A 26,598-nucleotide genomic window follows, 5' to 3' on the forward strand; every position below is an offset into this window, starting at 1 on the left:
GTTATGACTCTTGGTTATCCAGTTGTAATTGTCTTGCGCGCGCTAACATAGGTTTTAGAAAGCGAGCGGTATGGCTATCTGGGTGTTCAGATACGGTTTCTGGTGTACCTGCAACCAGTATTTCACCGCCGCCGCTACCACCTTCCGGACCAAGATCGATAACCCAGTCTGCGGTTTTAACTACATCGAGGTTATGCTCAATAATAACGATGGTATTACCATGATCGCGTAGACGATGTAATACTTTCATGAGTAACTTAATATCATGAAAATGCAGACCTGTCGTCGGTTCGTCCAAGATATACAGGGTTTGGCCGGTATCGCGTTTGGATAACTCTTTCGCCAGTTTTACCCGTTGTGCTTCACCACCAGACAAGGTCGTCGCCGATTGACCCAAGCGTATATAAGATAAACCAACATCCATTAAGGTTTGTAATTTACGCGCAATAGGCGGGATTGGTGCAAAGAAGGTATTCGCTTCTTCAACTGTCATATCCAATACTTCGTGAATGTTTTTACCTTTGTAACGCACTTCTAATGTTTCACGATTATAGCGTTGGCTCTTACAGCTATCACAAGGTACATAAACATCCGGTAAGAAATGCATTTCTACTTTGATTAAACCATCACCTTGGCAGGCTTCACAGCGACCGCCTTTGACGTTAAAGCTAAAGCGACCAGGTTTATAACCACGCGAACGGGATTCTTGCGTACCAGCGAAAATTTCACGAATCGCAGTGAAGATCCCTGTATAGGTCGCGGGGTTAGAGCGTGGCGTACGACCAATCGGACTTTGATCAATATCGACTACCTTGTCGAGCTGATCGAGTCCTTCGATTGAGATATAAGGTGCGGGTGTCGTTACTGTCGCGCCATTTAATTCAATATGGGCGATCTTAAAGAAAGTATCATTGATCAGAGTTGATTTACCTGAACCTGATACACCTGTTACACAGGTCATCACACCAACGGGTACCGAAAGATCGACGTTTTTAAGGTTGTTACCGGTTGCGCCTTTAAGGTGAACCCATTTATCGGTTAATGGCGTGCGTTGCGCTGGGATCCCAATGGCTTTACGACCACTGAGGTAATCTGCCGTCAGTGATTTTTTACTTTTTAAGATGTCATCAACATTGCCTTGTGCCACGATCTCACCACCATGTACGCCAGCACCAGGACCTATGTCCAGGACGTAATCAGCCGCGCGGATCGCATCTTCATCGTGTTCAACAACAATCACGGTATTACCCAGATCACGCAAGTGGATCAGGGTTTGTAGCAAGCGTTCATTATCGCGTTGGTGTAAGCCGATCGATGGTTCGTCAAGTACGTACATCACGCCAACCAGACCTGCACCGATTTGACTTGCTAGGCGGATCCTTTGTGCTTCACCGCCTGATAAGGTATCTGCGCTACGCTCTAGGCTTAAATAATTAAGTCCGACATTGACTAAGAAGCCCAGGCGGTCGCCAATTTCTTTAAGGATCTTTTCGGCTATCTGACCTTTTTGACCAGGCAGTTCCATCCCCGCAAAGAAATCAAATGCTTCACCTATTGCCATTTTAGATACTTCTGGCAATGTGGTTTCTTGGATATACACGTGACGCGCTTCTTGGCGTAAACGCGAGCCTGAACATGTTTCACAAGATTTAGTGGTTAAATATTTACCTAGTTCTTCACGTACCGCATTAGATTCTGTTTCTTTATAGCGGCGTTGCATGTTCGGAATGATGCCTTCGAAAGCGTGGTGGCGAATGACGATATCGCCGCGATCATTGACATAGTTAAATTCAATTTCTTGCTCGCCACTGCCTTGCAGGATGTAATTTTGTATATCATCGCTGAGCGAGTTAAATGGCTTGGTGAGATCAAACTTATAATGCTTGGCTAATGACGTTAGCATTTGGAAGTAATAAAAATTGCGCTTATCCCAACCGCGGATCGCGCCGCCTGATAGACTCAAGTCGGCATTGATAATAATGCGGTCGTGATCAAAGTATTGCTGTACGCCGAGACCATCACAGGTATGGCAAGCACCGGCAGGATTGTTAAACGAGAACACCCTTGGTTCAAGCTCAGCCATGCTATAACCACATTGCGGGCAAGCAAAATTAGCCGAAAATACGATAGGATCCGCATCGCTATCATCCATGTCGGCAATATAAGCGGTGCCGCCAGACATGTTGAGTGCGGTTTCAAACGATTCCGCTAGACGTAATTGCAGATCATCTCGGACTTTAAATCGGTCGATCACCACTTCAATGGTATGTTTTTTATGGAGATCTAATGCCGGTGGATCGGAAAGATCACACACTTCACCGTCAATACGGGCTCGAATGTAACCCTGACTGGCTAAGCTTGCGAGTGTTTTAACATGCTCACCTTTACGTTCTTTTACGATCGGCGCTAATAGCATGAGTTTGCGGCCGGTTTCTAATGCCAACACGTGATCAACCATTTGCGTGATCGTTTGTGCAGCTAAAGGCGCATTATGCGTTGGGCAACGTGGTTCACCGACACGCGCGAATAGTAGACGCAGGTAATCGTAGATTTCAGTGATCGTACCAACTGTTGAGCGTGGGTTATGCGATGTTGATTTTTGCTCGATAGAGATCGCCGGAGACAGCCCTTCGATATGATCGACATCGGGTTTTTCCATTAAGGACAGGAATTGTCTTGCGTAGGCAGAAAGTGATTCCACATAACGACGTTGACCTTCTGCATAAAGCGTATCAAATGCTAATGACGACTTGCCAGAACCGGATAACCCTGTGATCACAATTAGCTTATCGCGCGGTAGTTCTACATTGATATCTTTAAGGTTATGGGTGCGTGCGCCCCGAACAATGATTTGATCCATACATAACTCACACTACATAAAATAATCAGTCAGTATCGCATACTCGCACTTGTTAGGCATTACTTTAGAAGAAACTCTCGGCAATATTAAGAATATCGTCGGGAGAGATATGATCATCAATGTTGATGCGTTGTGTTTTGGTGAGATCGCCATTAGTCGAGCGCATGATGGATTTTTTTGCCGCGCGTTCGGTAAATCCGCCTGCGAGTGCAATGGCTTTATCAACGGTTAAACCAGGTCTAAAAGGATATCCTCCCGGCCGCTTTACCTCGCCTTTAATGTAAAATTGACGGAACGTCGCGATACTGACCATCACTTTAGGTGAGATGAGATAAGATCCTTTTAAACCGCTATATATTTTTTGTTTGATTTCACTTGGCGTTAAACCAACAACGGTTATTTCGCCAAGATAGGGGTAATCAATACTGCCGGAAGAATCAATGATGACATTAAAACTCAGATCGGTTTCACCATAGACATCAATCGCGATTTTATCACCAGCGCCGACAGTATAGTTGTGATGCTGCTGGTGCGCTGTTGCTGATTGTAATAGTAATGGTAATAAAAATACTAGCCACTGAGTTAAATTAAACATGATGCATCCTTTCATATTAGTCATCTAGAAGACAAAATTGCTGGTGAGACCGTAGATGTTTTTATCATAAGCGAGTCGCGAATCTGACGATGATTTATTTTGATATTCATAACTCAATCCGAATGTTAACCAGCGGCGAAATTGATAATTTAATGCCATATTAAGCTGGTGGCTATCGTCATTACGTTCGCTCTGCTGATATACCTCATCAAGGTGATTATAAGCCAATGAACTGGATAAATTATAACGCCAGGTGTGTTGCCAGTTGATGGATTGATTATTGGTTTCAATACTATCAGACCCTGTGATTGCGTTGCGTATTTTTTGACTGACGCTGATATTGAATATGGAATAGGTTTTTGGTGACCAGCGAATACCCATATCCCAACTTGGATTTGCTTGTGTTGTACGGCGATTGTCAGCAAAATTAATTTCTTCATAACCCAATTTAATCACGCCTTGTGTTTTGCCTGTGATGTCCCAATTAATGCCGCTATAAATAAGAGCGTTAGCATTGTCTTTGTCTTTGCTGTCATTAGTATCTTCATAATTAGTGGTGATATGACTCATATCGACTAACAAGTTAACACTGGCGGCAAGGCGATAATAAATGGCAAGGCCGTAATCGTATTCATTGAAATCCGCTGCTGTTGTGTAATTAAGATTGTCCTCATCGTAGCGCTTATTATTAAATCGGATTCTGGGGGTTAGCGTTACAGTGGAAGATTGACTGCCGTAGCGATAGTTAAGGTCTATATTTTGAGTGTAAAATACAGCAGGTTCTGCGACTTGTCCGCTACCTTCCGAGATGCCAGTGTTAGGCGCGTCGTGACCTTGCTCAAATTGATATAGCAATGCCAATGTGTGTCGACGGTTCACCGCGCGCTTGATGCCAGCTTGTAATTGATGGTCAGTGAAATTACTGCTTTCACTTTCACTGTATAGATTCTTGTTGGCTGCGTAATTGAGTGTGAATTGGTTATTGTACTTTTGTCCTACAATGCGCAAGGCGGGTATTATTTCAACCAATTTCGAGGCTGTTTTGTTGCTGCTGACATTGGCTATGTTGTCGTCGTACTTGTAATTTATCGCTAGGCTTGGGGTTATTTCAACGCCTATATCACTAAAATCAGTGAAGTCAGCCAAGCCGTTCGATTCGATAGGTGAAGTTGCTAATAGCTTGAACGGCACTGAACATAAGATGAGTAATAAATAATGATATTTCAACATAGGTGTACGCATTGCTATGAAGCCAATGCAGTCTCCTTTTGATATTGGTACTGATAGCGCTTATCGTTCTTTAATGACTCTTGGTTTAATATAATGCCATCAGTGCTGACATTATGTTTTGCTAATAACTCGATGGTGTTGCTGAGTTCGCCAATTTTAGAATTATTTGAACGGGTTATAAGAATGTTGAAATCGGCGTGCTGGCCAATGATTAAAGCATCACTGACAAGCAGGCTTGGTGGTGAGTCAATAATAATATAGTCGTATTGTGATCGTAGAATTTTGAGGCAACTCGCGAAGCGTACTGAGTTAAGCAAATTTGATGGGCTTTGAGTTAGTTCACCTGCCGGAATAATGGCTAATTGTGTTTGCTCATCATGCCAAATATAACTGTTTAGACTGCCACTCTTCGTTAGAATATCAATTAATCCACGTTGCTGATTAGGGATCCCCATTTTTTTCCTGACAGAGGGCTTTCTCATGTCAGCTTCAATAATAATTGTTTTGTGGGTTTGCGCGAGTGCCATTGCGAGGTAGATTGCTGAGGTGCTTTTCCCTTCACCGATAGTACTTGATGTCACCATGATGACTTGTTGTTGCGCTTTTGCGGAAAGTTGTAATGCTGTACGTAAGCTCTGTGCGGCTTCAAATATCATGCGATTATTCAGGAATAATTGCTGGGGTGAACGCTGTTGGAATTTTTTATCAATGGCTTTTAGATTGGGTAGCGAGCCGAGTAATGGTACCGGTAAATTAGCCACATTATCTTGATTAACAAAAAATACCGCATGCAGCAGCGCATGCGCAACTAATACCATTAAAGTCAGTAGAATCACTAATACGAGGATAAGTGATTTTTTCGGTTTAAAAGGCGCAAGTGGTATTTTTGCCACATCAGTGATCGTAGCAGTAGATAGATTGAGGTTATTAGTAAGCCTCGTTTCTTTTAAACGCATTAAAAACATATTATACAGCTCGTTACTCGATTTTAACTCACGGTTAAGTTCGTTGTAACGGGCTTTTTGTTTAATGAGAGTACGGTGTTCAGCTTTTTTACCTTGCAGTGCCGCCACAATCGCGGATTCATTTTGCTGCAATAACGTGAGGTTGTTCTTAAAACCGAGTGCAAGTTGCTGCAAGGCTTTTTGCGCATTTTGTTCGGCTTCATTAAATTGCGCATTGGCGTGGATCATTTTATCGTGACGAGGTCCGTAACGTTTAGATAATTCTGCGACATTATTTTTGGCGCGCGTGTAGTCATTTCTTAATTCAACAATGACGGTTTGGCTCGACAGTGCTTTAATCGATGTAGAGGTCAGTAAATCTAAATTGTGCGCTTGGCTAACTTGTAAATATAAGGTCCGTGCATTAATTAATTCACTACGTATGGTATTTAATTTGTTGGTTAGGATCTGTAATTCTGTCGCGCTAAAATTATCAATGCCAGTGTCGTTAATTAAATTTTCTTGCTGAAGAAAGTGACTAAGATTGCTCTCCGCTGTATTTAAATTATCTTTTAGCGCTTGTACGCCTTCTTTTAGCCAGAGTGATGCGTTGATTGTTTGTTGAACGCGAAAGTCACGGTTGTGTTGAATATAGACATCGGCATAAGTATTCGCGATTAAGGCGGCCAACTCCGCTGTATTGTGTTCGTAACTGATGGCTAATAGTTGGGTGTTTTTAATTAAAGATACTGTCACCGCCGCTTTTATTTGGCCAATGAAAGCCTGTTGATTTATTTTTTTTACTGAGGGGTTGGTCGGTAAAAGGCGATCTTTTATGTGGCCGAGTATTTCGGCAAATTTACTTCGAGGTTTGTTCTGCGTGTAATAAGGGTGCTGGATTAAGTTTAATTTGTTAATGACTTTTTCAGTGATTAAATCAGAACGTAAAATCTCAATTTGAGTTTGAAAGTAATCTTTATTATTTACATCGTTCTGTAATATACCTTGGATCGCAATTGGTTTGGCTTGTTGTACTTGTAATTGTAAAGTGGTTTTGGCTTTGTAAACAGGCGGTAAATCAGAAATAAATATAGCGGCAATGATACTAACAAGAGTGGTCATTATTACGATCCGCAAAAATGCGCGTCGAATTATATTAACGAGATGGGTTAAATCTATTTCGTCGTGGGCTCCTTGTTGGAGTCCGCTATGCGTCTCGTTATTTTGCTCCACTTCAGATCCTTTGAATTGCGAGCGATAGGGTCACGTATCCATACGTGCTCAGTATTTAGCATTAACAAGTACCATTGTTTTAACAAAAAAGAAACATTATAAGCGCAAGTGGGTATGTAATTATCTCGTTATAAGTATAAAAGATCATATAAAATATGATCTTTTATATATATTAGTCTAAAGGGACCGTTATTTAGCGGGATAATAATGGCCTTATGAAGCATTCATTTTATAGCAGATTTTCTTTCGCCCAAGATACTGCCTGCAGGCGATTTTTAACTTTGATTTTTTTGAAAACGTTGTAGAGATGCGATTTAATGGTGTGCTCACTGACATACAATACGTCAGCAATTTCTAAATTAGATGAGCCTGTCATTAGCTGGCGCAAAATTTCTTGTTCACGGGTTGTTAATTCTGGTTTTCTATCGAGATCAAGGGTTTTAGTTGAGCGATAAATTGAGATTAAAGAACTCAGCGTGCGTCTTGGCATCCAAAATTCACCTTCAGTGATCTTTTGTATGCCTTTGCAAACGACATCGAGTTCATCGCGTTTATTAAATACGCCGAAGATAGATGGCCAAGTAGAAATATTTTCCATCGTGGTATCGTCACTTAAATTAATCAATGCTAAACGAAACATGCCATGATATTGCTTTAATTTGTTTTTAAGTTGTTCTTGTGAAGTATTGCTGAGGTTATCTGTATCAACCAGCAAGAGTAAGTTGTCATCTATCGAGATCCGTTCAATTTCGGCTACTTCACGCAGCTGTTGTACCGGTATATCGAGTTTAGCTCTTAAACACGAGACTAACGTGGCGACTTGTAGGCTTGGTTGTGAAAGTAGTACTACATTTGGGTAATCCGACATATGACTAATCCTTTAGTGTGTGTGGTGATATCCATATTCATGTTAAACATTATAAAGCGATAAAATTGAGCGAGTGACTTAATTTAAGTGTTAAACCTAATACCTAAGTGCAATAAAATTTGGTACTAAAGTATTAATTGACAGTACGGGATGAAAAAAAGTCTTTTAAATACTCAATGTTAAGTAGTTGTTAATTAAACTTAACATATCTGGGTGTCAGAAATGAGTCAAGTTAGCCTGGCATTTTATCTCGCCTCATACTTTTATTTTTGAGTTGTATTGATGGTTTAACTGCGTTTAATACTTTTATTTTGATTGTATGGGGGTTTTATTTTGGCGTTTTATTTCATTTGTGATTATTAACTTGGTGTTTTACGGTTATTTTTATTTATTGTTAATACTAAAGCATGGTCGGGGCGACGGTGATTGTTTTAAATAAATTTTTATTGTCAGCTAGCATGACGTGTTAACATGGCGCTGTAAATATTAAAGGGTTGATGGATTAATTATGGATAATGTAGCTTTATCTAAATTAGAGCAAAAAACAGCGGTGTCGCTAGCATTAGTATTTGGTTTAAGAATGCTGGGGTTATTTATGATCATGCCGGTGTTTGCAATATATGGGCGCGATTTAATCGGTTATTCGCCGTTGTGGGTTGGTATCGTGATCGGTGCTTATGGTTTAACCCAAGCGATGCTGCAAATTCCGATGGGGCAGTTATCTGATCGTATTGGTCGTAAGCCCGTTATTATTGCTGGCTTAGGCTTATTTTGCGTTGGTAGCATTGTTGCTGGCATGGCTGATTCCGTTTACGGTGTGGCTTTTGGACGCATATTGCAAGGTACAGGTGCTGTTGCCAGTGCTATTTTGGCGTTAGCTGCTGATATCACCCGCGAACAACAACGACCTAAAGTCATGGCCGTTATCGGTATGTGTATCGGTCTGTCATTTGCGTTTTCGCTGGTGGCTGGCCCTGTATTAGCACAATGGGTAGGTCTTAAAGGTATCTTCTTTGTGACTGCAGCCTTGGCTATCGTTGGTATGTTGGTGGTGTATTATATTGTCCCTAACTCAACAACCAAAGCGCCAGCAGGCGATGCGAGTACCAATAAGAACAAGTTAAGAGCGATGTTACGTGATCCGCAATTATTACGTCTCGATGCCGGTATTTTTTTATTGCACTTAACCCTGACTGCGGTATTTGTATCTCTGCCATTTGAATTAGAGTCGGCAGGACTGGTTGGTGAGCACCACTGGTGGATATATTTCCCTGCGTTGCTGCTATCATTTGTATTGATGGTACCGATGTTGATTATTGCGGCTAAAAAGAAAATGAATAAACAATTTTTCTTATTTGCAATCGCGTTAATGGGTACTGCCTTGTGCGTTATGGGGTTTGCTCATGGTAATTTATGGCTGTTTGGTCTGGCTATTATTTTGTATTTTACCGCGTTCAATTTTTTAGAAGCCTCGTTACCTGCGATGATCTCGATGTCGGCTCCGGCTGGTGCTAAAGGATCGGCAATGGGTATTTATTCCACTTCCCAGTTTGCTGGTGCATTTTGTGGCGGTATTATTGCCGGTAGTTTGTATTCGCAATTAGGTTCGCAAGGTTTATTCTTTATTATTGCTGCGGTAATGATAATGTGGTTTGCTATTTCTTTAGGCTTAGAGAATGTTGGCCAAGTGAAGGCCCATACTATCGCTGTGAGCATTGCTAACCAAAGAGACGCTGAATTAATCGCCGAAAAGCTAATATCGCTTTCCGGTATTAATGAAGCTGTAGTAGTATTAGAAGAGCAGGTTGCTTATTTAAAAGCGACTAAAGATTTTGAAATAGACCAGGCTTTGAACCTGGTTCGTGAACAGCACAGGAGCTAGCATGGCCAGTCGTGGCGTAAATAAAGTAATTATTCTTGGTAATTTAGGTAATGATCCTGAAATCCGCTCATTCCCAAATGGTGGCGCGGTTGCCAATCTAACGATTGCGACAAGTGAATCGTGGCGTGACAAGCAAACTGGCGAACAGCGTGAAAAAACTGAATGGCACCGTGTTGCTGTATTCGGTAAACTAGCAGAAATTGCTGGTGAATATTTACGTAAAGGTTCACAGGTATATATCGAAGGCGCATTACAAACACGTAAATGGCAAGATCAAAATGGCCAGGACCGTTACACTACAGAAGTTGTAGTACAAGGTTTTAATGGTGTAATGCAGATGATTGGTGCTCGTCAAGGCGGTCAACAACAGCAGCAACAAGGTGGCGGTGGTTACAATCAACAACCACAACAGCAAAATCAAAATGCAGGTTGGGGTCAGCCACAACAACCAGCAGCTGCACCGCAACAACAGCAAGGCGGTTATAATCAACAGCCACAGCAAGCACCACAGCAACAGGCTCCACAGCAGCAAAGCTATGCTCCACAACAGCAAGCACCTGCAGCAGCGCCTCAAGCACCACAGCAAGGTTTTAACGAACCATCTGCTGACTTTGATGACGACATTCCGTTCTGACGGTTACCTGAGACCTAGTTTTGTAAAGTTTACATATAAACAAAACTAAATCAGTAGGTTATATAGAGTTTACAGTTAAGTGTTGCAACTTCTGTAAACTTTTTTTATACTCTAAATTCAGGTTATGGGTTACCTTGTTATTTTGTAACGTTTAGGGTGTGTATGAATGTAAAAAAGTTTAAATTCAACTCAGGAGAGTCATACTCAATATTGATGGGAGACAATGGTCTTCCCATGGATTATCCAAACTTGTTCATGACAATCAATCATCGAAATGCTTCTGATGCGACCAGTACCTGTCACGCAAATTTTGAGCATATAAAATATCTTTATGAAATCTGTACTTTCCTCAATATTGATATCGAGGAAAGATGTAAGCGAGGGGACTTTGTATTAAGAGCAGAGTTGGAGACATTAATAAAATGGGCGAAGCGTACAGTGCCATCTTTTCGTGAGCATGTAGCACGAAATAAAGGTAAGAATATTGTTGAGTTTACCCCTAGACGCAACAAGCTTGAATCTGCAAGACAAATCATAGTGGTTGAAGATGAGAAGGATATTTCGTCTCATACCAGTTACAACCGTATCACAACATTTGCTAGTTACATTGGCTGGCTTGAACAATATTTATTTCCCTCCAAAATAGGAAAAACTAAAGAGCTTCTAAAATCACTTCGACCTAAAAAATTTAGTGCTGAGGGTGATATTGAACGTGATGAAAGGATTATCGATCACCTTAATAAAGACTCAGCATATACAGGCATAGAATCTGATGATTATGATGATGTGGGGAAATACAAGTCACTAACTCGGATTCAAATTATTCGAATATTAGATGTCATTAGACCTGATTCATCTGACAATCCTTGGGTGGGTGTAGATGCCCGTTACCGTAATCAATTAATTATCAACATGCTCGAGGCTATAGGAAATCGACGCGGCGAGCTAGCGCGGATTAGGATTCAGGATATAAAAACAAGTACCAAGAATGGGCGAAGATATCTATCAATTAGAAAAAATAGTGATTTAAACGACAAACGTGCAGACACTCCATCAGCCAAAACTCTGGGTCGACTAGTTCCTATAGATAGCCGCCTATCAGAAATGATTGATAATTATATTATTAATCATCGCAGTAATATCCAAGACGTGGGAAAAATACCTTATTTGTTTGTTACTCATCACCACCGAGTAAAAAAACCGAATGCACTCTCTATGGGTGCTGTAAATAAAATATGTAGGCAAGTGTCTAAAGTTGTTGGTTTCCGTGTACATCCACATGCATTTAGGCATTCATGGAATGACCGGTTCAGTGATAATGCTGATCGTAGAATTAAAGAGGGAAAAGTTACCCATGCTAAGTCTGAAAGTGACCGTCAAAAATTAATGGGTTGGCGCGAAGGGTCAGATTCGGGTAAAAAATACAGTATGAGACATGATGATGAGCGCGCCATTTTGACAGGTCTTGAACTCCAAGAAAAAAACAGTACAGAAATTATGAGTATTGTAGGTGCCTATGATGAAGATATTCCGATGTAAAAAGAGGTTATGACAACGTGTCCGCTCAAGATTTAAAATTACAACCGAAAAGTAAAGTAACCGTAACCGTTTCTTCTAGAGGGTTCGAATTCGATTACTTAGATGATCATTGGCAGCTAGATCGGAATATTAATCTAGACACCCGTTTTTTGGATGATTTCGATGATAGCTGCGTGGATGACATTCGAGAAACGCTAGTGTATTTTGCTGAAAATAATTCAGCTCCCCACACAAGAAATATTTCAGATAACTTGAAGTTATATTTAAAAGAAAGTGGTGCGACAACCTTTTCTGAATTGGGTTTGTTGACGTTTAAAGGTCGGTTAGCAAAGAACAGAGAATATAAGCTATCTGTTGTTCGCGGTTTTATTCGTCAAATGCGTTATTTGAGCCTCGATTCATCAATTGAAGATAGCGTTTACGAAGTAATGGATAAATGGCGTTTATCGGGAAATGATAAAGGTGCAGCAGTGCTTTCTTTAGACCCTTTAACTGGACCGTTTAGTGATATCGAATTTGAAGCTATAGCTAGCCAATCAGCACATAAGTATGCAGAAGGTAAGATAACCAGCTTGCAGTACGCACTCATTCTACTTTTTAAAGCAACAGGCCGCCGTCCAGAACAAATAGCCACTCTAAAAGTCAAAGATGTTGTTTTCTCGGTGAAGTACACCACAAAGAAAATCTATGTAATTAAAATACCAAGAATTAAGCAACGTAGAAACAAATTTCGTTCTACTTTTAAGGATTTTGGTCTGATTGATGATGCTGGAAAAGTTATTACAAAGCATATCAAAGAGCATATCGTTAAGGTTGAGCAGGATCTTGGACGTAAATTAACTCGTGCACAAAAAAACAAATTACCATTATTTATTGATAGCAGTTGTTTGCAGGCGTTAATTGATACGCCTAAAGGAATGCTCACTAAGGTTTTAGATACAGAGTTACTTCACATGACATCTAATAACATGTCTTCAATGTTAGTGAAAGCCGTTAATAAGTTAAAGATAACTTCTGAGCGTACTGGTGAGCGTATCCATATTTCCCCATATCGCTTTCGCTACACGTTAGGTACAAGAGCGGCTAGGGCTGGTTCTGGAACGCTTACTATCGCTACATTGTTAGACCACGGCAGTACACAGAACACTGGGATATATATCGAAAATGTACCTGAATTTGCTTTAGAGATATCTAAAATAATGAATCAGTCTCTGATGGTATATGCCAGCGCTTTCGCAGGTAGGGTTGTCAAGGACGAGGATGAGGCAAACAAAGGCAATCCTAAAGCGACTCGCATTCCTTGTCATGAAAAAGACTGTGACATCGGGTCGTGTGGCACTAACTCGTTCTGTACTGACTATGCGCCAGTTGCTTGTTATTTATGTCCTAAATTCCGCCCTTGGTCAGACGCTCCTCACCATCTTGTTTTACAATGGCTTATGGAAGAGCGTGAGCATCTAAAAGAAACGTTAGGCGACATGACTATTGTAGCCATCAATGACAGAGCAATTATCGCTGTTTGTCAGGTTATTAAGCTCTGCAAGGAATATAACGAGAATGCCTAATTCTATAGTTTTCACTCCAAAACATGAAAAACAACATAAAAAAAACCTTATTGATTTTGTTGCTTTTGCTAAACAATTGCCACCTTTAAATGATAAATGCGATTACGAGAGCGCCTATTGGCCAAAGGTTGGTAACTTCACCAAAATAGGTATTGGAAGTAAAGACCGTATTGAAGCCAATCAACTTGATAGTTCAGTTATGTCATTTGCCAAGGCATACGTTACGTACCAACAGACAATGAAGCCTACGGCAAATACATTGCAGCTTTATGCATTGAGAGCTATTGAATCAGCTTGTATAGCCAAGCGTGGGAATCTCGATATCGTTACACTTAAGGCTGGCGATTTTGACCGTGCTGCGCAGTCTGCCAGAGATAACATGGGAAGTGGGGCTGCATATCAAGCTGGTGCTCAGCTTAAAAACCTTCTCGATTTTTTAATTGATAAAAAAATAATTAAGCCATTCTTGTGGAAAAACCCTATCAAAAAGGCCAAGGATATGGGCTCTACGGGTGAAGAAGCTGAGAAAAGGCGTCAAGATAAGATGCCTGATGATAATGCTTTGATGGCCCTAGCAGAGATATCATCAATGAAAACGGAATTACTATCACCTCGTGATGTGTTTACTAGTTCGACTATGGCTTTAATGTTTTGTGCTCCCTCGCGTGGATCCGAACCTATGTACCTTAAAATCGATGGGCTTCATGAGGAAACAATGACAGTCAAACGAGCTTTGGAGTGTGGATATACGCTCGATGAGCTCAATGAAATTGTCAAGATCAGAGAGCTGGTAAGTATTAAAGATGAAAAAGTAGTAAATCCAAGTAGTGTTATTGTAACGTCAGTCGATACTGAGAAAAGCAATGCTGATAAAGCAGGACTAAGTGTCGATGATGAAATAAAGCTATATGGGCTTAAGTGGTTTTCTGGTAAGGGATTTGGTCACGCTAATAAATGGTTGCCAACTGTCATTATGGATACTGCTGCTCGAGTTTTTAAACGTTTGCTAGCGCAATCTACACAAGCGAGAGAATTTTCCAAAATGCTGGAAGACTCACCTGATTTTCCACGTCACCATCTCTGTCCAGATGTTGAGGAGCATCAGTTATTAACCAAGGAGCAGGTATCTGCGGCTCTGGGGTTAGATTTATCAAGTTTAGAGGGGACAAAAAAGAATAATGCATGTAATCAATTTATAAAACGTAAAGGAGTTGAACGTAAAGATTATGTTGTGAGCTTGCATGATTTAAATAAAATTATTCGAAGAGACCTGCCTGAAGATTTTCCATATATTCCTTTTAAAACAGGGGAAGGTAAGGTTAAAGTTAAGTGGTCTGAATCCTTGTATACAGGTTTTTCAAATGCGCTGAACATCAAAAAATCAATCATTTATACGGAGCTTACGATCCCAACTATCAATACGTTAAACGAGGATTTAGCACCGACCAAGAAAGTGAGTAAAACAACAGGGGCAGCTCTCAATAACACTCTGTCTATCTTTCAGCGTTGGGAATATGGTGATTTATCGATGACATCCCACCAGTTACGTCACATGCTGGACACAATGGCAAGCGTAAATGGGATGGAAGGGGAGGTTCGGGCTAAGTGGGCACAACGTTCTGATCCAAAACAAAATCGAGCTTACAATCACACCACACCTGAAGAGTATGGTGCTGATTTTATTGAAGATAGTGAAAAATCGATAGCAACTCAAAATAAAACTGAAAATACTCAAATTCAGGTTCAAATAGCGACACCAAGAACTATTCAAGAACTCAATACGAAAGCCTCTCTCAGTGCTCATATAACTGAATATGGCATGTGTACGACTTCTTACTTAAGTGAACCGTGTGAAAAATATCGAGATTGTATTAATTGTAATGAGCATGTTTGTGAAAAAGGGGATGATGTAAAATGTGAACGGATTCGCAAAAAACTGAAACGAGAAGAGCAATTATTAAGGAAGGATAAAAAGGCGCTGGATCATGGTGTTCAAGGTGCTGAGCAGTGGTACACCCGGCGTAATGCGACGGTAGAGCGCTGTAGACAACTAATAGGAATGCTTACAGATCCAAATATTGAAGATGGTGCATTGATTAAGCTCGCTAATATCGAAGATGTAACCTTGCTAGATAGAGCTATGGATGCCAATGGAAAAAAACGATTACCTAAAATTGAAAATTTTCAAAGAGTGAATAATGTGAAGGTCGATGAGCTTCTCGGGCTGGAATTGGTCGAGGCTGATGACGAAGAACAAATTTTGATGGATGAGATGGATGATATGGATTATTTGGAGGACTTCTAATGGCAAAGCATTTAACTGATAAGGATATCGCCGATGTTTGCGACGTTTTGGATGGTTGGCCTACTGATACTAGGTTGACATGGGATAAATTAGTTGATGCCGTTGAGCATGATTTAGGGTTTAAAACCACACGACAAACTTTGCAAAAATATGCTCGTATTAAAAATGCTTTGAAAGAAGTTAAAAAAATTATATCTGGTGGCGAACCTAAAGCTAATCTAAGCCTCCCTCCAAGCTTAAAAGTGGCAGCAGAAAAACTGGATAAAAAAGATAATACAATCAAACGTCTTGAAGAGGAAAATAGGCAATTGCTTGAGCAGTTCCATGTTTGGCTCTATAACGCATATAGGCTTGGTGTGACACCGGATCAATTAAACACGCCACTTCCAAATAAAGACAACCAGTAGGTTAGTTAAACTACTGGTTTTAATGGCAGTAAAAAAGCAAAAGATAAAAGAAGGTCGGCATCTGGTGACGACCTTACAATAATTGCCCATGCACGTCACAAAGGCTATCTTACATCCTAATAAGTAATGCAACGTTATGCCGCATGGTTAGGTTTACCAACCCTTTTGCTAGTATCAAAAAATAGTCGTATATTGATACCAGCCTTCCATATTAAAAACTGGTATCAAAAAATTAGGGTGTAGACTTCATGATACTTTAATTATATGATACCCCCATATTTGATACCTTTTATAAAAGTGAGTGACCAATGCGCATCTTCTCCTATTGTCGTGTTTCAACAACAGAGCAAACCACCGAGAATCAAATTATTGCTATCCGTCAGAAAGGGTATGAGGTGAATGACTCTCGTGTTATCAGCGAAACGGTTTCAGGTTCTGTTGAAGCAATGAAGCGGGATAAATTTAAGATGCTAATCAATCACCAGATAGAAAGTGGCGATATGTTGGTTGTCTTAAAGCTAGACCGTTTAGGCCGAGATAACATAGACGTGCAAAACACAATTAAGCTGCTTACTGATAAAGGCGTTAAAATTGTTTGCCTTGACCTCCCCGTTGCAGATCTATCAAGTGCTGAGGGTAAGTTGATGTTGCAAATGTTTTCGGCCTTTGCTGAGTTTGAGCGGAACCGAATTAGAGAGCGAACAAAAGAAGGACTTGAACGAGCTAAAGCTCAAGGCAAAAAGCTGGGTAGACCGAAAGCCCACGCCACAACGCATTCAGTTCAAGCAAAGAAGGCAGAGGGCTTATCTCAATCTAAAACAGCAGAGGTATTAGGTTTGGGAATTGCTACAGTGAAAAGACATTGGAATAAAGAATAGGTCGATGTCTCAGTTGAAGTGTTTTAATGTATCGATGCCAACCCACGTCTTAGTATCTTCTGGTACAATGCCTGCAATTAAATTTAGTCGGCTTATCAATAAGGCACATCATGGTTCGTGAACACCAACAACAATTACAAAAACAGCTTTGGAACATAGCCAACACTCTGCGTGGCAATATGTCAGCCGACGACTTCCGTGACTACATTCTGGGGCTTATCTTTTACAAGTACCTATCAGACAAACTAAACCGTTACTGTGATGAACTGCTTGCCGAAGATGGTATTACTTTCTCTGGTGAAAATAGCGCTGAATCTGATGATGAACTGATTAAAGAACTACATGATGAGTGTGTCGAGAACCTTGGCTACTTCATTGCCCCTAAACAGCTATTCTCAAGCCTTGCTAAACGTGGCGAGAAGTCTGAGTTTATCCTTGATGAGTTAAGCCGTGTCCTTAACGACATTGAACAATCCACAACCTCGGCTGATTCTGCGGATGACTTCAACGGACTGTTTGAAGAACTCGACCTTAACTCTAGCAAACTAGGTAAGAACCCAGACGCACGTAACAAACTTATTTGCCAAGTGTTGGTTCACCTAGAGAACATCGACTTTCAAATCGACAACACCGAAATCGACCTACTTGGTGATGCCTATGAATACCTGATTGGTCAATTTGCCTCTGGTGCAGGTAAAAAGGCAGGTGAGTTCTATACCCCTCAACAAGTATCTAAAATCCTTGCTAAGTTAGTAAGCCTAAGCGGTGACGTGAAATCCGTTTATGACCCAACGTGTGGTTCAGGTTCATTGCTATTACGCGTAGCAAGAGAAGTAAAAAGCACTAACCTTGAGTTCTGTGGACAAGAGCAAAACCCAAGCACCTTCAACCTTGCTCGTATGAACATGCTGATGCACGGTGTGCGTTACGATAAGTTCGATATTAAGAACGACGACACCCTAGAGCACCCAATGCACTTGGATAAGCGTTTCGATGCTGTGGTTGCCAACCCTCCGTTCTCTGCTAATTGGAGCGCAAGCGACCTACACCTAAACGATGAGCGTTTTGCTGATTACGGTAAACTTGCACCTAAGACTAAGGCTGACTTTGCTTTTGTACTGCATATGGTTCACCAGTTAAACGAAACAGGCACACTAGCGGTTGTTGTTCCTCACGGCATTCTTTTCCGTGGCGCGGCTGAAGGTCATATTCGTAAGCACCTTATCGAGAACAAAAACTACCTTGATGCAGTGATTGGCTTACCTGCAGGCATCTTCTTCGGTACAAGTATTCCAACCTCTATTCTTGTATTCAAGAAAACCAGACAACACGCAGATAACGTCTTGTTCATTGATGCGTCGAACCATTTCGAGAAAGGCAAAGCGCAAAACCACCTGCGTGAAGAAGATGTCACTCGCATTGTTGAAGCCTACAGCAAGCGTGAATCGGTAGAGAAATTTTCTCATGTTGCCAATATGTCTGAGATTGCAGAGAACGACTACAATCTGAATATCCCTCGCTATGTGGATACCTTTGAAGAAGAAGAAGCGATCGATCTTGATACGGTAGCAACAGACTTAACAGAGCTTGAAACCAAGATGCACTCAGTGGATGCTGATATCGCTGATTTCTGTGCTCAGCTTAATATCAAAGCGCCATTCTAGGGGAGTCATGATGAATTTAAAACCAAGACTTCGCCTTACTGAGTTTAGTAAAGCCCCTCAATACACTCCGTATAAGTTTGACGATATTTTCGTATTTTCCTCAGGAAAAAACATTAAGCAAAAAGAAGCCTCACCAGAGTTTAATACTCCTTGTGTAAGATATGGAGAGCTTTACCACATGTATGGTGAAGTTATTACAAAGACTATTAACCGCACAAATCTAGATCACTCAGAGCTTACGTTCAGTTACGGTAATGAGATTCTTTTGCCATCAGCAGGAGAAGACCCTTTTGATATCGGTTCTGCTTCAGCTCTAATACTTAAAGATGTAGCAATAGGCCGAACCATCAATGTCTTGAGACCAAAAGGTGATATTGATTATTCTCATGTTTATGTGTCGTATTACATAAATGAAAAATTAAGAAAGAGAATTTCAAAGCTTGCGAGAGGGGCAAGTATTAGTAATGTATACAACTCTGACCTGAAGACTTTAAAAGCCAACTTACCCGAAATATCTGAACAAAAAAAAATCGCCTCTTTCTTATCAAAAATCGATGAGAAGATTGGACTGTTGTCAGAGAAGAAAGACAAGCTCACCGAGTACAAACGCGGGGTGATGCAACAGTTATTTAGTGGAGAGTGGAAAGTTGAGAATGGAAAGTTAGCCTTTGTCCCGCCGACTCTGCGCTTTAAGGCCGATGATGGCAGCGAGTTTCCTGATTGGGAGGAGAAGACTTTAAAAAGTGTTTTCTCAATATTGAATGGGTTTGCTTTTAAAAGCACCGATAGTCGAACTAATGGAACTAGGTGGCTCAAAATAGCTGATGTTGGTGTCGAAAAAATATCTAACAAAAATATAAGTTTCTTACCAAAAGACTACCTAGAAAAATACAAAAAATTTGCCTTGAAGAAGGGAGATGTGGTTGTCGCTTTGACTCGCCCAGTCTTGAATGATCAACTTAAAATAGCATTCGTTGATGATAGTTCTGATGGAGCCTTGTTGAATCAACGTGTAGGCAAGTTAAACACAAAAGAGTGCTTGATTTATGTGTACTATTTAGCTCAATGCAAACGAGTAGTGAGTAGCATAGTTCAAAACATTGCAGGCACAGATCCACCCAACCTTGCACCAACGGATATCAACCATATCAAGGTTACATTACCTTCACTTGTAGAGCAGAAGAAAATAGCCAACTTCTTATCAGCTATCGATCAGAAGATCGCCCTAACCAACTCTGAGCTTGAAAAAGCTAAAGAATGGAAAAAAGGCTCATTACAACAAATGTTCGTGTAAGGGACTAAATGAGCACACAATCAGAAGCAAAACTTGAAAATGACTTAATCGCTCAGCTTACCTCTGCTGATTTTGAACCAGTTAAGATAGAGAACGCCGCCGCGCTTAAAGCTAACCTAAAGCGACAGCTTGAGCGAGCGAATAAGATTACACTAACTGAGCGTGAATTTGAGAATGTGCTCATTAGCCTTGAGAAAGGCAACATCTTCGACAAATCTAAACGCCTCAAAGGAAAGGTTGATGTGGTGCATAAGGATGGCACCATCAGCTACCTCACTTTGTTAAGTAGCGATGCCTCAAAGAATATTTTCCAAGTGACTAACCAAGTCACCATGCACGGTAAATATGAGAATCGTTACGACGTGACTATCTTGGTAAACGGCTTGCCGTTAGTGCAGATAGAGCTTAAACGTCGTGGTATTGAAATGGCTGAAGCATTCAACCAAATCAAACGCTACGACAAGCATACCTTTGGCGCAGAAGGTGGGCTGTTTAACTACATACAGTTGTTTGTGATATCCAATGGCGTGAACACTAAATACTTCTCAAACAACCGTGAGTTGTCGTTTAAACAGACCTTCCACTGGACAGATGTAGACAATAATAAGATTAATGTGCTGCACCAGTTTGCTGATGCTTTCTTGAATAAAGAACATCTTACCAAGATGCTCAGTCGCTACATAGTTCAAAACGAGACAGGCAAGTTCTTAATGGTGCTGCGCCCTTATCAATTCTACGCAGTAGAGGCTATTGTAGAGCAGGTTAAGACCAGTGATAAACATGGTTATATCTGGCATACAACAGGCAGTGGTAAAACCCTAACCAGTTTCAAGACGGCTCAAATATTATCGAGATTAGATAACGTCGATAGAGTGGTGTTTGTCGTCGACCGTAAAGACCTCGACTATCAAACGGCTAAAGAGTTTGATGCCTTCCTAAAAGGCAGTGTCGACAGTACAGGTGACACTAAGAGTTTATTAAACCAGTTCCTTGGCTCTCGACCTGTACCTAAGACATCATCGACTGTTCTCGGGAATAGTGCCAATGATGCTGAGGTTCTATCACAAATTGCTGAATACTCACCAGTTTATAGCAGTAACGTGAATCGTATTAACAAACTGACGATCACCACGATTCAAAAGCTCAATAACCTGATCACTAAGCCTCGCTTCAAAGGACAAGTCGAACACTTACGCCAAGAGCGCGTGGTTTTCATATTCGACGAGTGTCACCGCAGCCAGTTTGGTGAAACGCACCAGAATATTGTTGAGTTCTTTGAGAAAGCTCAGCTATTTGGCTTTACAGGTACGCCTATCTTTGCCGATAACGCGACGGCTAAAAAAGTGGAAGGTAAAGGCGTACAGAAGAGAACAACCAAAGATCTGTTTGGTGAACGCCTGCACAGCTATGTGATTGTCGATGCGATTCGAGATGACAACGTACTGCCTTTTGCGATTGAGTATTACGGCAAGCTAAAACACAAGCAAACAGGCTTAAACGCGGATGTATCCAGTATTGATATCGCGGAGTTCTTCAGTTCTCCTAAGCGTATAAAAAAAGTTTGTGAGCACATCATTGGCATTCATAAGTTTAAGACCAAGCGTAAGTTCAATGCAATGCTATGTGTGGCGAGTATCCCTGATTTAATCACCTACTACGATACCCTTAAGGCTCTCAAGGCGGAAGGTAAGCACAAGCTCAACATCGCTACTATCTTTAGCTATGGCGTCAACGAAGCCGAAGAGTTTGAGGGTGAAGTCAATGTTAAAGGCTTAGCGGAAGCTAACGCTAAGGTACACAGTCGCGACAAGCTAGATTCGTACATTGGTGATTACAACGAACAATTTGGCACAAGCTATTCGACCCAAGATACTGACAGTTTCTACAACTACTACAAAGATCTATCCAACCGAACCAAAAATGGTGAAGTGGATATTTTACTCGTAGTGAACATGTTCCTTACGGGGTTTGATGCGCCGAGCCTGAACACTATCTACGTGGATAAGAACCTCAAGTATCACGGATTGGTTCAAGCGTTTTCTCGTACCAATCGATTGAACGGCACGGTGAAATCTCACGGTAACGTCATGTGTTACCGCAACTTGAAGCCACAAGCTGATGAGGCGTTCGCACTGTTTTCAAATAAACAACCGACAGAGTACATCGAAGTACCAGACCTTGAGGGTTTGACAGAAGACTTTGCCAAAGCGCTTGAAGCGTTAAAAGCGATAGCGCCAGATGTTCAAGGTGTTGATGACTTGCCAGATGAAGACATGCAGGCTGGATTCATTAAACAGTTCCGTATCTTGATGCGCTTGAAGAACCAACTTGAGACTTTCAGTGATTTCGACATTGAAGCGCTTGGGATTTCAGAGCAAGAGTTTGTGGATTACGCCTCTAAGTACGGTGATTTAGCCAGAGAGCTGAAAGGCAATCCGTCCGATAAAGAGTCAATTCTTGCTGATATTGACTTTGAATTAGAGCTACTTCAGCGTGACAATGTGAACGTGGGCTACATACGCCACCTTCTACAAACCATGCTTGAAGAGTCATGTGATGATGCCAAAGATAAGAAACGTCAAGTTATCGCAAACTTACTCGCCTCTGAGCCAACACTTCACAGTAAACGTCATCTTATAGAAGGATTTATCGAAAAGAGCTTACAGGGCTTGGTGCAAGGGGCTGAATTTGATGAGTACATTGAAGAGCAGAAGCAAAAGGAAATCGCCCAAATTACCGAAGAAGAAAAACTCGACGCTGGCAAGTTATTTGAGATGATAACGAATATCGAAAATGGCTTGAATGTAGATGGCTTGAAGTCAGATGATATAGCTCAGTTGACTACAGAGAAGATGACTTTCCGAACTCGTAGAACCATCTTGCCGAAGATTACTGAAAGGTTAAAAGTATTTACCGAAACATTTATCAAAGGCTTTTAATTGACTAGAAGTTGAAGGGTTTTAAGAGGGGTACTTAGTAACTTCAAGTTTATTTTCTTGTTTTAAAACATGGTTTTGCATAACGTTTGGCGGCATGATGTAATTCGCAGGATGAAATATCACAATAGTGTGTGACGTGGTGTAGTTGCATAACTAATTTGGCCACAAGGTAATAATCCAATACCACTACGCATAACGAATGTAGTGTAAGATCTGAGTTTAATAATGGTTCGCTACGTGAAATCTAGTGAGCTAACTCCCACCAATAAAAATTATAAGCACGTAGCGACAGGTATCAAGCACCTAATGAAATATCACATCATATGTTGCATGTTTCACTTGGTGTTGGCAAGTTCCTTGTGTAAGGCTTCAACTGCTAATTTTATTACATCCGCATTAGTTAGCTTCTGAGCAGGATAATATGTCTTAATTTCATTCAGCGAGTTAATCAAACCAACATCAACAGTCACACTGCTAACCTTCGATTCGCCTAACCGTTTATTTCTAGACCTAACACTACGTAGATTAGAGCGTAAGGACTTAATATACTCAGGCTTAAGCTGTTCTATAAGCATATTAATATAAGAATCTATGGCTTGATTAACGAGCTCATTTGACGCCTCAAGAATGAGCTCTATATAACGAACATCCATAACCTTGAATTTATCTGTATGAGGTTGAAATGCTTCTACATAATCACGTTCCACTTTCTTATAGACGTAGAATATTTCATTTCTTTCAACTTTAAACATAATCACCGACCGTTGCATGCTTCACTAAGGATAATTTAGCATGAAAACAGAAGTGTTGCATGTTGCACTTTTATCATAGTGTTCTTTTTAATACTGCCTTTCGTTAATTTAGTTATTTTTGTGACTAGAATATGGTGTTAGGTGTTTTTAGCCGCGTAATTTAGTTTTTATTGAGTGATTTTAACAACCTGATTTAGAGTTTTTCTCGTATTTTTAACGACATAATCTGGGTTGTTTTGGTATTTTTCCAGACCTAATCTGGTGTTGTTTTGGTATTTTTCCAGACCAGTTGTTACTAATTATATCTTGCCTCTCAGCAAGTTTATCTCGTAAGTTGGAACGTTTCAGCTATACATAAAAATAATTTTTGACGATTCTATGTATAGCAAAGTTGAGCGTGCCAGCTATACATAGAAATGAGTTTTGACGATTCTATGTATAGCAAAGTCGAGCGTGCCAGCTATACATAGAAATGAGTTTTGACGATTTTATGTATAGCAAAGTCGAACGTGCCAGCTATACATAAAAATGATTCGGTACGGTTTTATGTATTGAGGTGCCAATAGCCTTGCCCTAATTTCCCCCAAAGTTTGTTACGTATATTCTATAGTTCGGCACGTTGTCGAGGACTTGAGTTTCATCAAATATGCTCTATGCGTGCAGTTACTGTACTATCAAGTAGCTTTAACACCCTACGAGTTCTCTTATATAGCTTCATCGTTTCATGATAAAGCCGAAGCATATCGCGAAAGGTGCCATTATCATCATACTGTTGAATATAATTATACGCATTATCAAACACTGCTAGCTCAGGGTCAGTGATTCCTTTATCAATGTAACCAACAAATTCAGTTATTGATTCGCAGTCCCGTCCTGCTTCAGCAATTTTCAAGGGCAGATCGTCCGTATCTATTCGACCATGTATATATAGCTGTTTCAACGGATGTTCATTAGTATGTACGTTTTTGGATAATTCAATAGCAGCAGGTTCAAGGTTGATTGCTTTAAATTCACTAAACATGTCTTTCGCTTCGATACTAATATTATCTAGTTCTTTAAAAAACTCTTCAGCATCGGTATCAATATAAATATCCCAGTACATCACTATTTCCTGTATTTTAAACGTGTCTAAAAAATCATGTTGTCGTAATGTTTAATCACTTCTTCAATACGATTTAATAGTTTGTTAAACCCACTAAAATTAACCTGTTTTTTTTGGCCTTTTACAATTTGATTCGCAAATGCATTTTTACTGAGGTCTATATCTTCGTTTCTTTTAGAAGCAATGTTAAAGCATTTTTTCTGGTATGTTCTTAAGAGGTCTGCCTTCTTGAATAAAGATTCAATATCGGTGTATTGGTCTTCAATTTTTTGAGACTTACCCTTATTAGAAAGAGGCGTTAAAACAACATACAAATTATGGAATACATGAATGTATTCCGCTTTGCGGTAATCGGTTTTAAGCTTTAGAGTATTCGGAATAATAGACGCACCTTTTACATTAGATAGGTAATGTAAAAGCCCATTAGGCCCCTTATCATTATCAAGAACAATAATTACGGGGTGCTTTGGTTTAGGCGCTTTAAATGAGTTAAAATGTTTATTAAAATTAATAACAAAATCTTTTAAGTAATCGGTTCCTCCTGCAAGTTCTAGTAAAAACCTTGTTCGCGGAGAATAATTAAAAAAATTAATTAATAATTCATATGGCACAGCTCCTTTCTTCTGAGATGCTAAAGTTGGATGACGCTTAACTCGTTCACTTATAGCCGATTTTAAATAAATATTATCTGTTTTTCCTTCACATAAAATAGTTGGCTTATTGTTAGCATAAAAAGAACGGTAGTATAAAAATCGACTAAAGGTTCTTTCTCTACCAGTAAATAAATACTGCCTTTCTTTAGCTTGATTCGTTTTGAGTAATTCATCTCTTTTAAGATGATATTTTGGGTCTAAAGGTGGAGACTGTCTAACCCTATTGTAATGATCTACTTGATCAATGAAGTTAAGTTGCCCCTCAAGCTCATTAATATTACCTGCGACTATTTCACCTTTTAATTCTTTAGTGAATTGCCCTGTAGTAAATAAACTATGGCATTGGGCCCTAACTCTCCTCCAATATTCATTTTTAACATTTGGCTTTTTATTAACTATCAGGCCAGTTACATCTTGTCTTGAATCTTTATATTGGATCCGAGTTTTTTTATCATTTATAGAAAAACCAGCTTGTTTTATAGCTCCTTGTAATTTTTTGCCTGCAACATAACAATTGTTTTCATAACTCATTATTTTAGTTGGGAAAGCTTTTTTTCGAGTCGAGAATGTTATGTCATCTGCATATCTTGAATATCTACAACTGTACTCATGAGCAAGGTAAGCTAATTTTATATCTAAAGAGTGTGTAATTAAATTTGAAATAACAGGGGAACAAGGGCTTCCTTGCGGTAAAGTATTGTTATTGCAGGCTATTTGGGCGATAGTGGTTGCAATATTCTCTGGTAACTTAAAGTTTTTATTCTTGATAAAAAAAGCTCTGACTCGACCAAAATTAAAGCTATCGAAAAAGTTATTTAGATCAATATTTAGTATGTTCTTTTGATTCACATGCATCATAGCATTTGTGATAATTGATCGGTTTCGGACAAAACCATGAGCCAAGGATGGCTGTTTTATTTTTGAATTTGGTATTTTAACTTTTAAAATTTTGTTACGAGTAACTTCATAAGAGGCTAAATCAGGGTATTTAATTGTATTAATTTCATCAATACAATCTAGTAATAATTTAGATAAACAAGATTGCAAAGTTTTTAGTTTTTTAGTTGGTGCGTTTATAGATCTTTCCCCTCCACTTTTTTTAGGTATTTTAAAATTAGTGTACTGAGAAGATGGTTTAACAACGTATAAGGTATGAGTAAGAAAGGATGCTTTTACACCAAGTAAAGAGGCTAATTCTGATTTTGTTGAAACTTTTTGTAGTGATTTTAGCTTATTCATGAAAAGCCTATTTTA

The 26,598-nt window shown here is 40.0% G+C and carries 18 protein-coding genes; 10 read left to right on the forward strand and 8 right to left on the reverse strand.

Annotated elements, in window-relative coordinates; genetic code table 11:
- Position 1: 1 nt before the first annotated feature.
- The 5 genes from uvrA to FR932_RS18805 all read right to left on the reverse strand — a co-directional run bounded on the left by uvrA (position 2) and on the right by FR932_RS18805 (position 7,730).
- On the reverse strand, positions 2-2,860 hold the full coding sequence (uvrA, locus tag FR932_RS18785) for an excinuclease ABC subunit UvrA (RefSeq protein WP_019440669.1): 2,859 nt from the start codon (positions 2,858-2,860) through the stop codon (positions 2-4).
- A 64-nt stretch (positions 2,861-2,924) separates the two neighbouring features.
- Positions 2,925-3,455, reverse strand: coding sequence for a polysaccharide biosynthesis/export family protein (locus FR932_RS18790; protein ID WP_019440670.1), 531 nt, complete (start codon positions 3,453-3,455; stop codon positions 2,925-2,927).
- A 24-nt stretch (positions 3,456-3,479) separates the two neighbouring features.
- Positions 3,480-4,685, reverse strand: coding sequence for an outer membrane beta-barrel protein (locus FR932_RS18795; RefSeq protein ID WP_240532378.1), 1,206 nt, complete (start codon positions 4,683-4,685; stop codon positions 3,480-3,482).
- A 14-nt stretch (positions 4,686-4,699) separates the two neighbouring features.
- Positions 4,700-6,862, reverse strand: coding sequence for a GumC family protein (locus tag FR932_RS18800; protein ID WP_081588312.1), 2,163 nt, complete (start codon positions 6,860-6,862; stop codon positions 4,700-4,702).
- Between the two features lie 229 nt (positions 6,863-7,091).
- Positions 7,092-7,730 carry a LuxR C-terminal-related transcriptional regulator gene (locus FR932_RS18805; RefSeq protein ID WP_019440673.1) on the reverse strand — a complete coding sequence of 213 codons (639 nt, stop codon included), beginning with the start codon at positions 7,728-7,730 and terminating at the stop codon, positions 7,092-7,094.
- 508 nt (positions 7,731-8,238) lie between these two features.
- Here FR932_RS18805 and FR932_RS18810 point away from each other — a divergent pair.
- The 10 genes from FR932_RS18810 (at position 8,239) to FR932_RS18855 (ending at position 22,837) form a co-directional block, all read left to right on the forward strand.
- Entirely contained in the window at positions 8,239-9,612 is a 1,374-nt protein-coding gene (locus FR932_RS18810; protein WP_019440674.1) for an MFS transporter, read from the forward strand.
- Position 9,613: 1 nt separating this feature from the next.
- Positions 9,614-10,246: a single-stranded DNA-binding protein gene (gene ssb / locus FR932_RS18815; RefSeq protein WP_019440675.1), complete on the forward strand. Its 633-nt coding sequence runs from the start codon at positions 9,614-9,616 to the stop codon at positions 10,244-10,246.
- Between the two features lie 162 nt (positions 10,247-10,408).
- Positions 10,409-11,785: a site-specific integrase gene (locus FR932_RS18820; RefSeq protein WP_019440676.1), complete on the forward strand. Its 1,377-nt coding sequence runs from the start codon at positions 10,409-10,411 to the stop codon at positions 11,783-11,785.
- A gap of 17 nt (positions 11,786-11,802) precedes the next feature.
- Positions 11,803-13,350, forward strand: a complete 1,548-nt coding sequence (locus FR932_RS18825) for a site-specific integrase (RefSeq protein WP_019440677.1) — start codon at positions 11,803-11,805, stop codon at positions 13,348-13,350.
- Positions 13,343-15,655: a hypothetical protein gene (locus FR932_RS18830; protein WP_019440678.1), complete on the forward strand. Its 2,313-nt coding sequence runs from the start codon at positions 13,343-13,345 to the stop codon at positions 15,653-15,655. The genes FR932_RS18825 and FR932_RS18830 overlap by 8 nt, the downstream gene beginning before the upstream one ends.
- A complete protein-coding gene (locus FR932_RS18835) occupies positions 15,655-16,062 on the forward strand; it encodes a hypothetical protein (protein ID WP_019440679.1) in 408 nt (135 codons plus the stop codon). The genes FR932_RS18830 and FR932_RS18835 overlap by 1 nt, the downstream gene beginning before the upstream one ends.
- Before the next feature lie 308 nt (positions 16,063-16,370).
- Positions 16,371-16,940 (forward strand): recombinase family protein, encoded by a 570-nt coding sequence (locus FR932_RS18840; RefSeq protein WP_019628963.1) that lies wholly within the window; start codon positions 16,371-16,373, stop codon positions 16,938-16,940.
- A 110-nt stretch (positions 16,941-17,050) separates the two neighbouring features.
- Positions 17,051-18,604, forward strand: a complete 1,554-nt coding sequence (locus FR932_RS18845) for a type I restriction-modification system subunit M (RefSeq protein ID WP_019440681.1) — start codon at positions 17,051-17,053, stop codon at positions 18,602-18,604.
- Positions 18,605-18,611: 7 nt separating this feature from the next.
- Positions 18,612-19,898 (forward strand): restriction endonuclease subunit S, encoded by a 1,287-nt coding sequence (locus FR932_RS18850; protein ID WP_240532379.1) that lies wholly within the window; start codon positions 18,612-18,614, stop codon positions 19,896-19,898.
- Between the two features lie 8 nt (positions 19,899-19,906).
- Positions 19,907-22,837 carry a type I restriction endonuclease subunit R gene (locus tag FR932_RS18855; RefSeq protein WP_019440683.1) on the forward strand — a complete coding sequence of 977 codons (2,931 nt, stop codon included), beginning with the start codon at positions 19,907-19,909 and terminating at the stop codon, positions 22,835-22,837.
- Positions 22,838-23,172: 335 nt separating this feature from the next.
- Here the strand turns inward: FR932_RS18855 and FR932_RS18860 are convergent, their stop codons facing one another.
- The 3 genes from FR932_RS18860 to FR932_RS18870 form a co-directional block, all read right to left on the reverse strand.
- Positions 23,173-23,589: a hypothetical protein gene (locus FR932_RS18860; RefSeq protein ID WP_019440684.1), complete on the reverse strand. Its 417-nt coding sequence runs from the start codon at positions 23,587-23,589 to the stop codon at positions 23,173-23,175.
- 640 nt (positions 23,590-24,229) lie between these two features.
- A complete protein-coding gene (locus FR932_RS18865) occupies positions 24,230-24,691 on the reverse strand; it encodes a hypothetical protein (RefSeq protein ID WP_019440685.1) in 462 nt (153 codons plus the stop codon).
- Between the two features lie 26 nt (positions 24,692-24,717).
- The gene (locus FR932_RS18870) at positions 24,718-26,583 is read right to left on the reverse strand and encodes a retron Ec67 family RNA-directed DNA polymerase/endonuclease (RefSeq protein WP_019440686.1); all 1,866 of its coding nucleotides are present in this window, start codon (positions 26,581-26,583) and stop codon (positions 24,718-24,720) included.
- Between the last annotated feature and the right edge of the window lie 15 nt (positions 26,584-26,598).

This window comes from Moritella marina ATCC 15381, assembly GCF_008931805.1.
Taxonomy (GTDB): Bacteria; Pseudomonadota; Gammaproteobacteria; order Enterobacterales; family Moritellaceae; genus Moritella; species Moritella marina.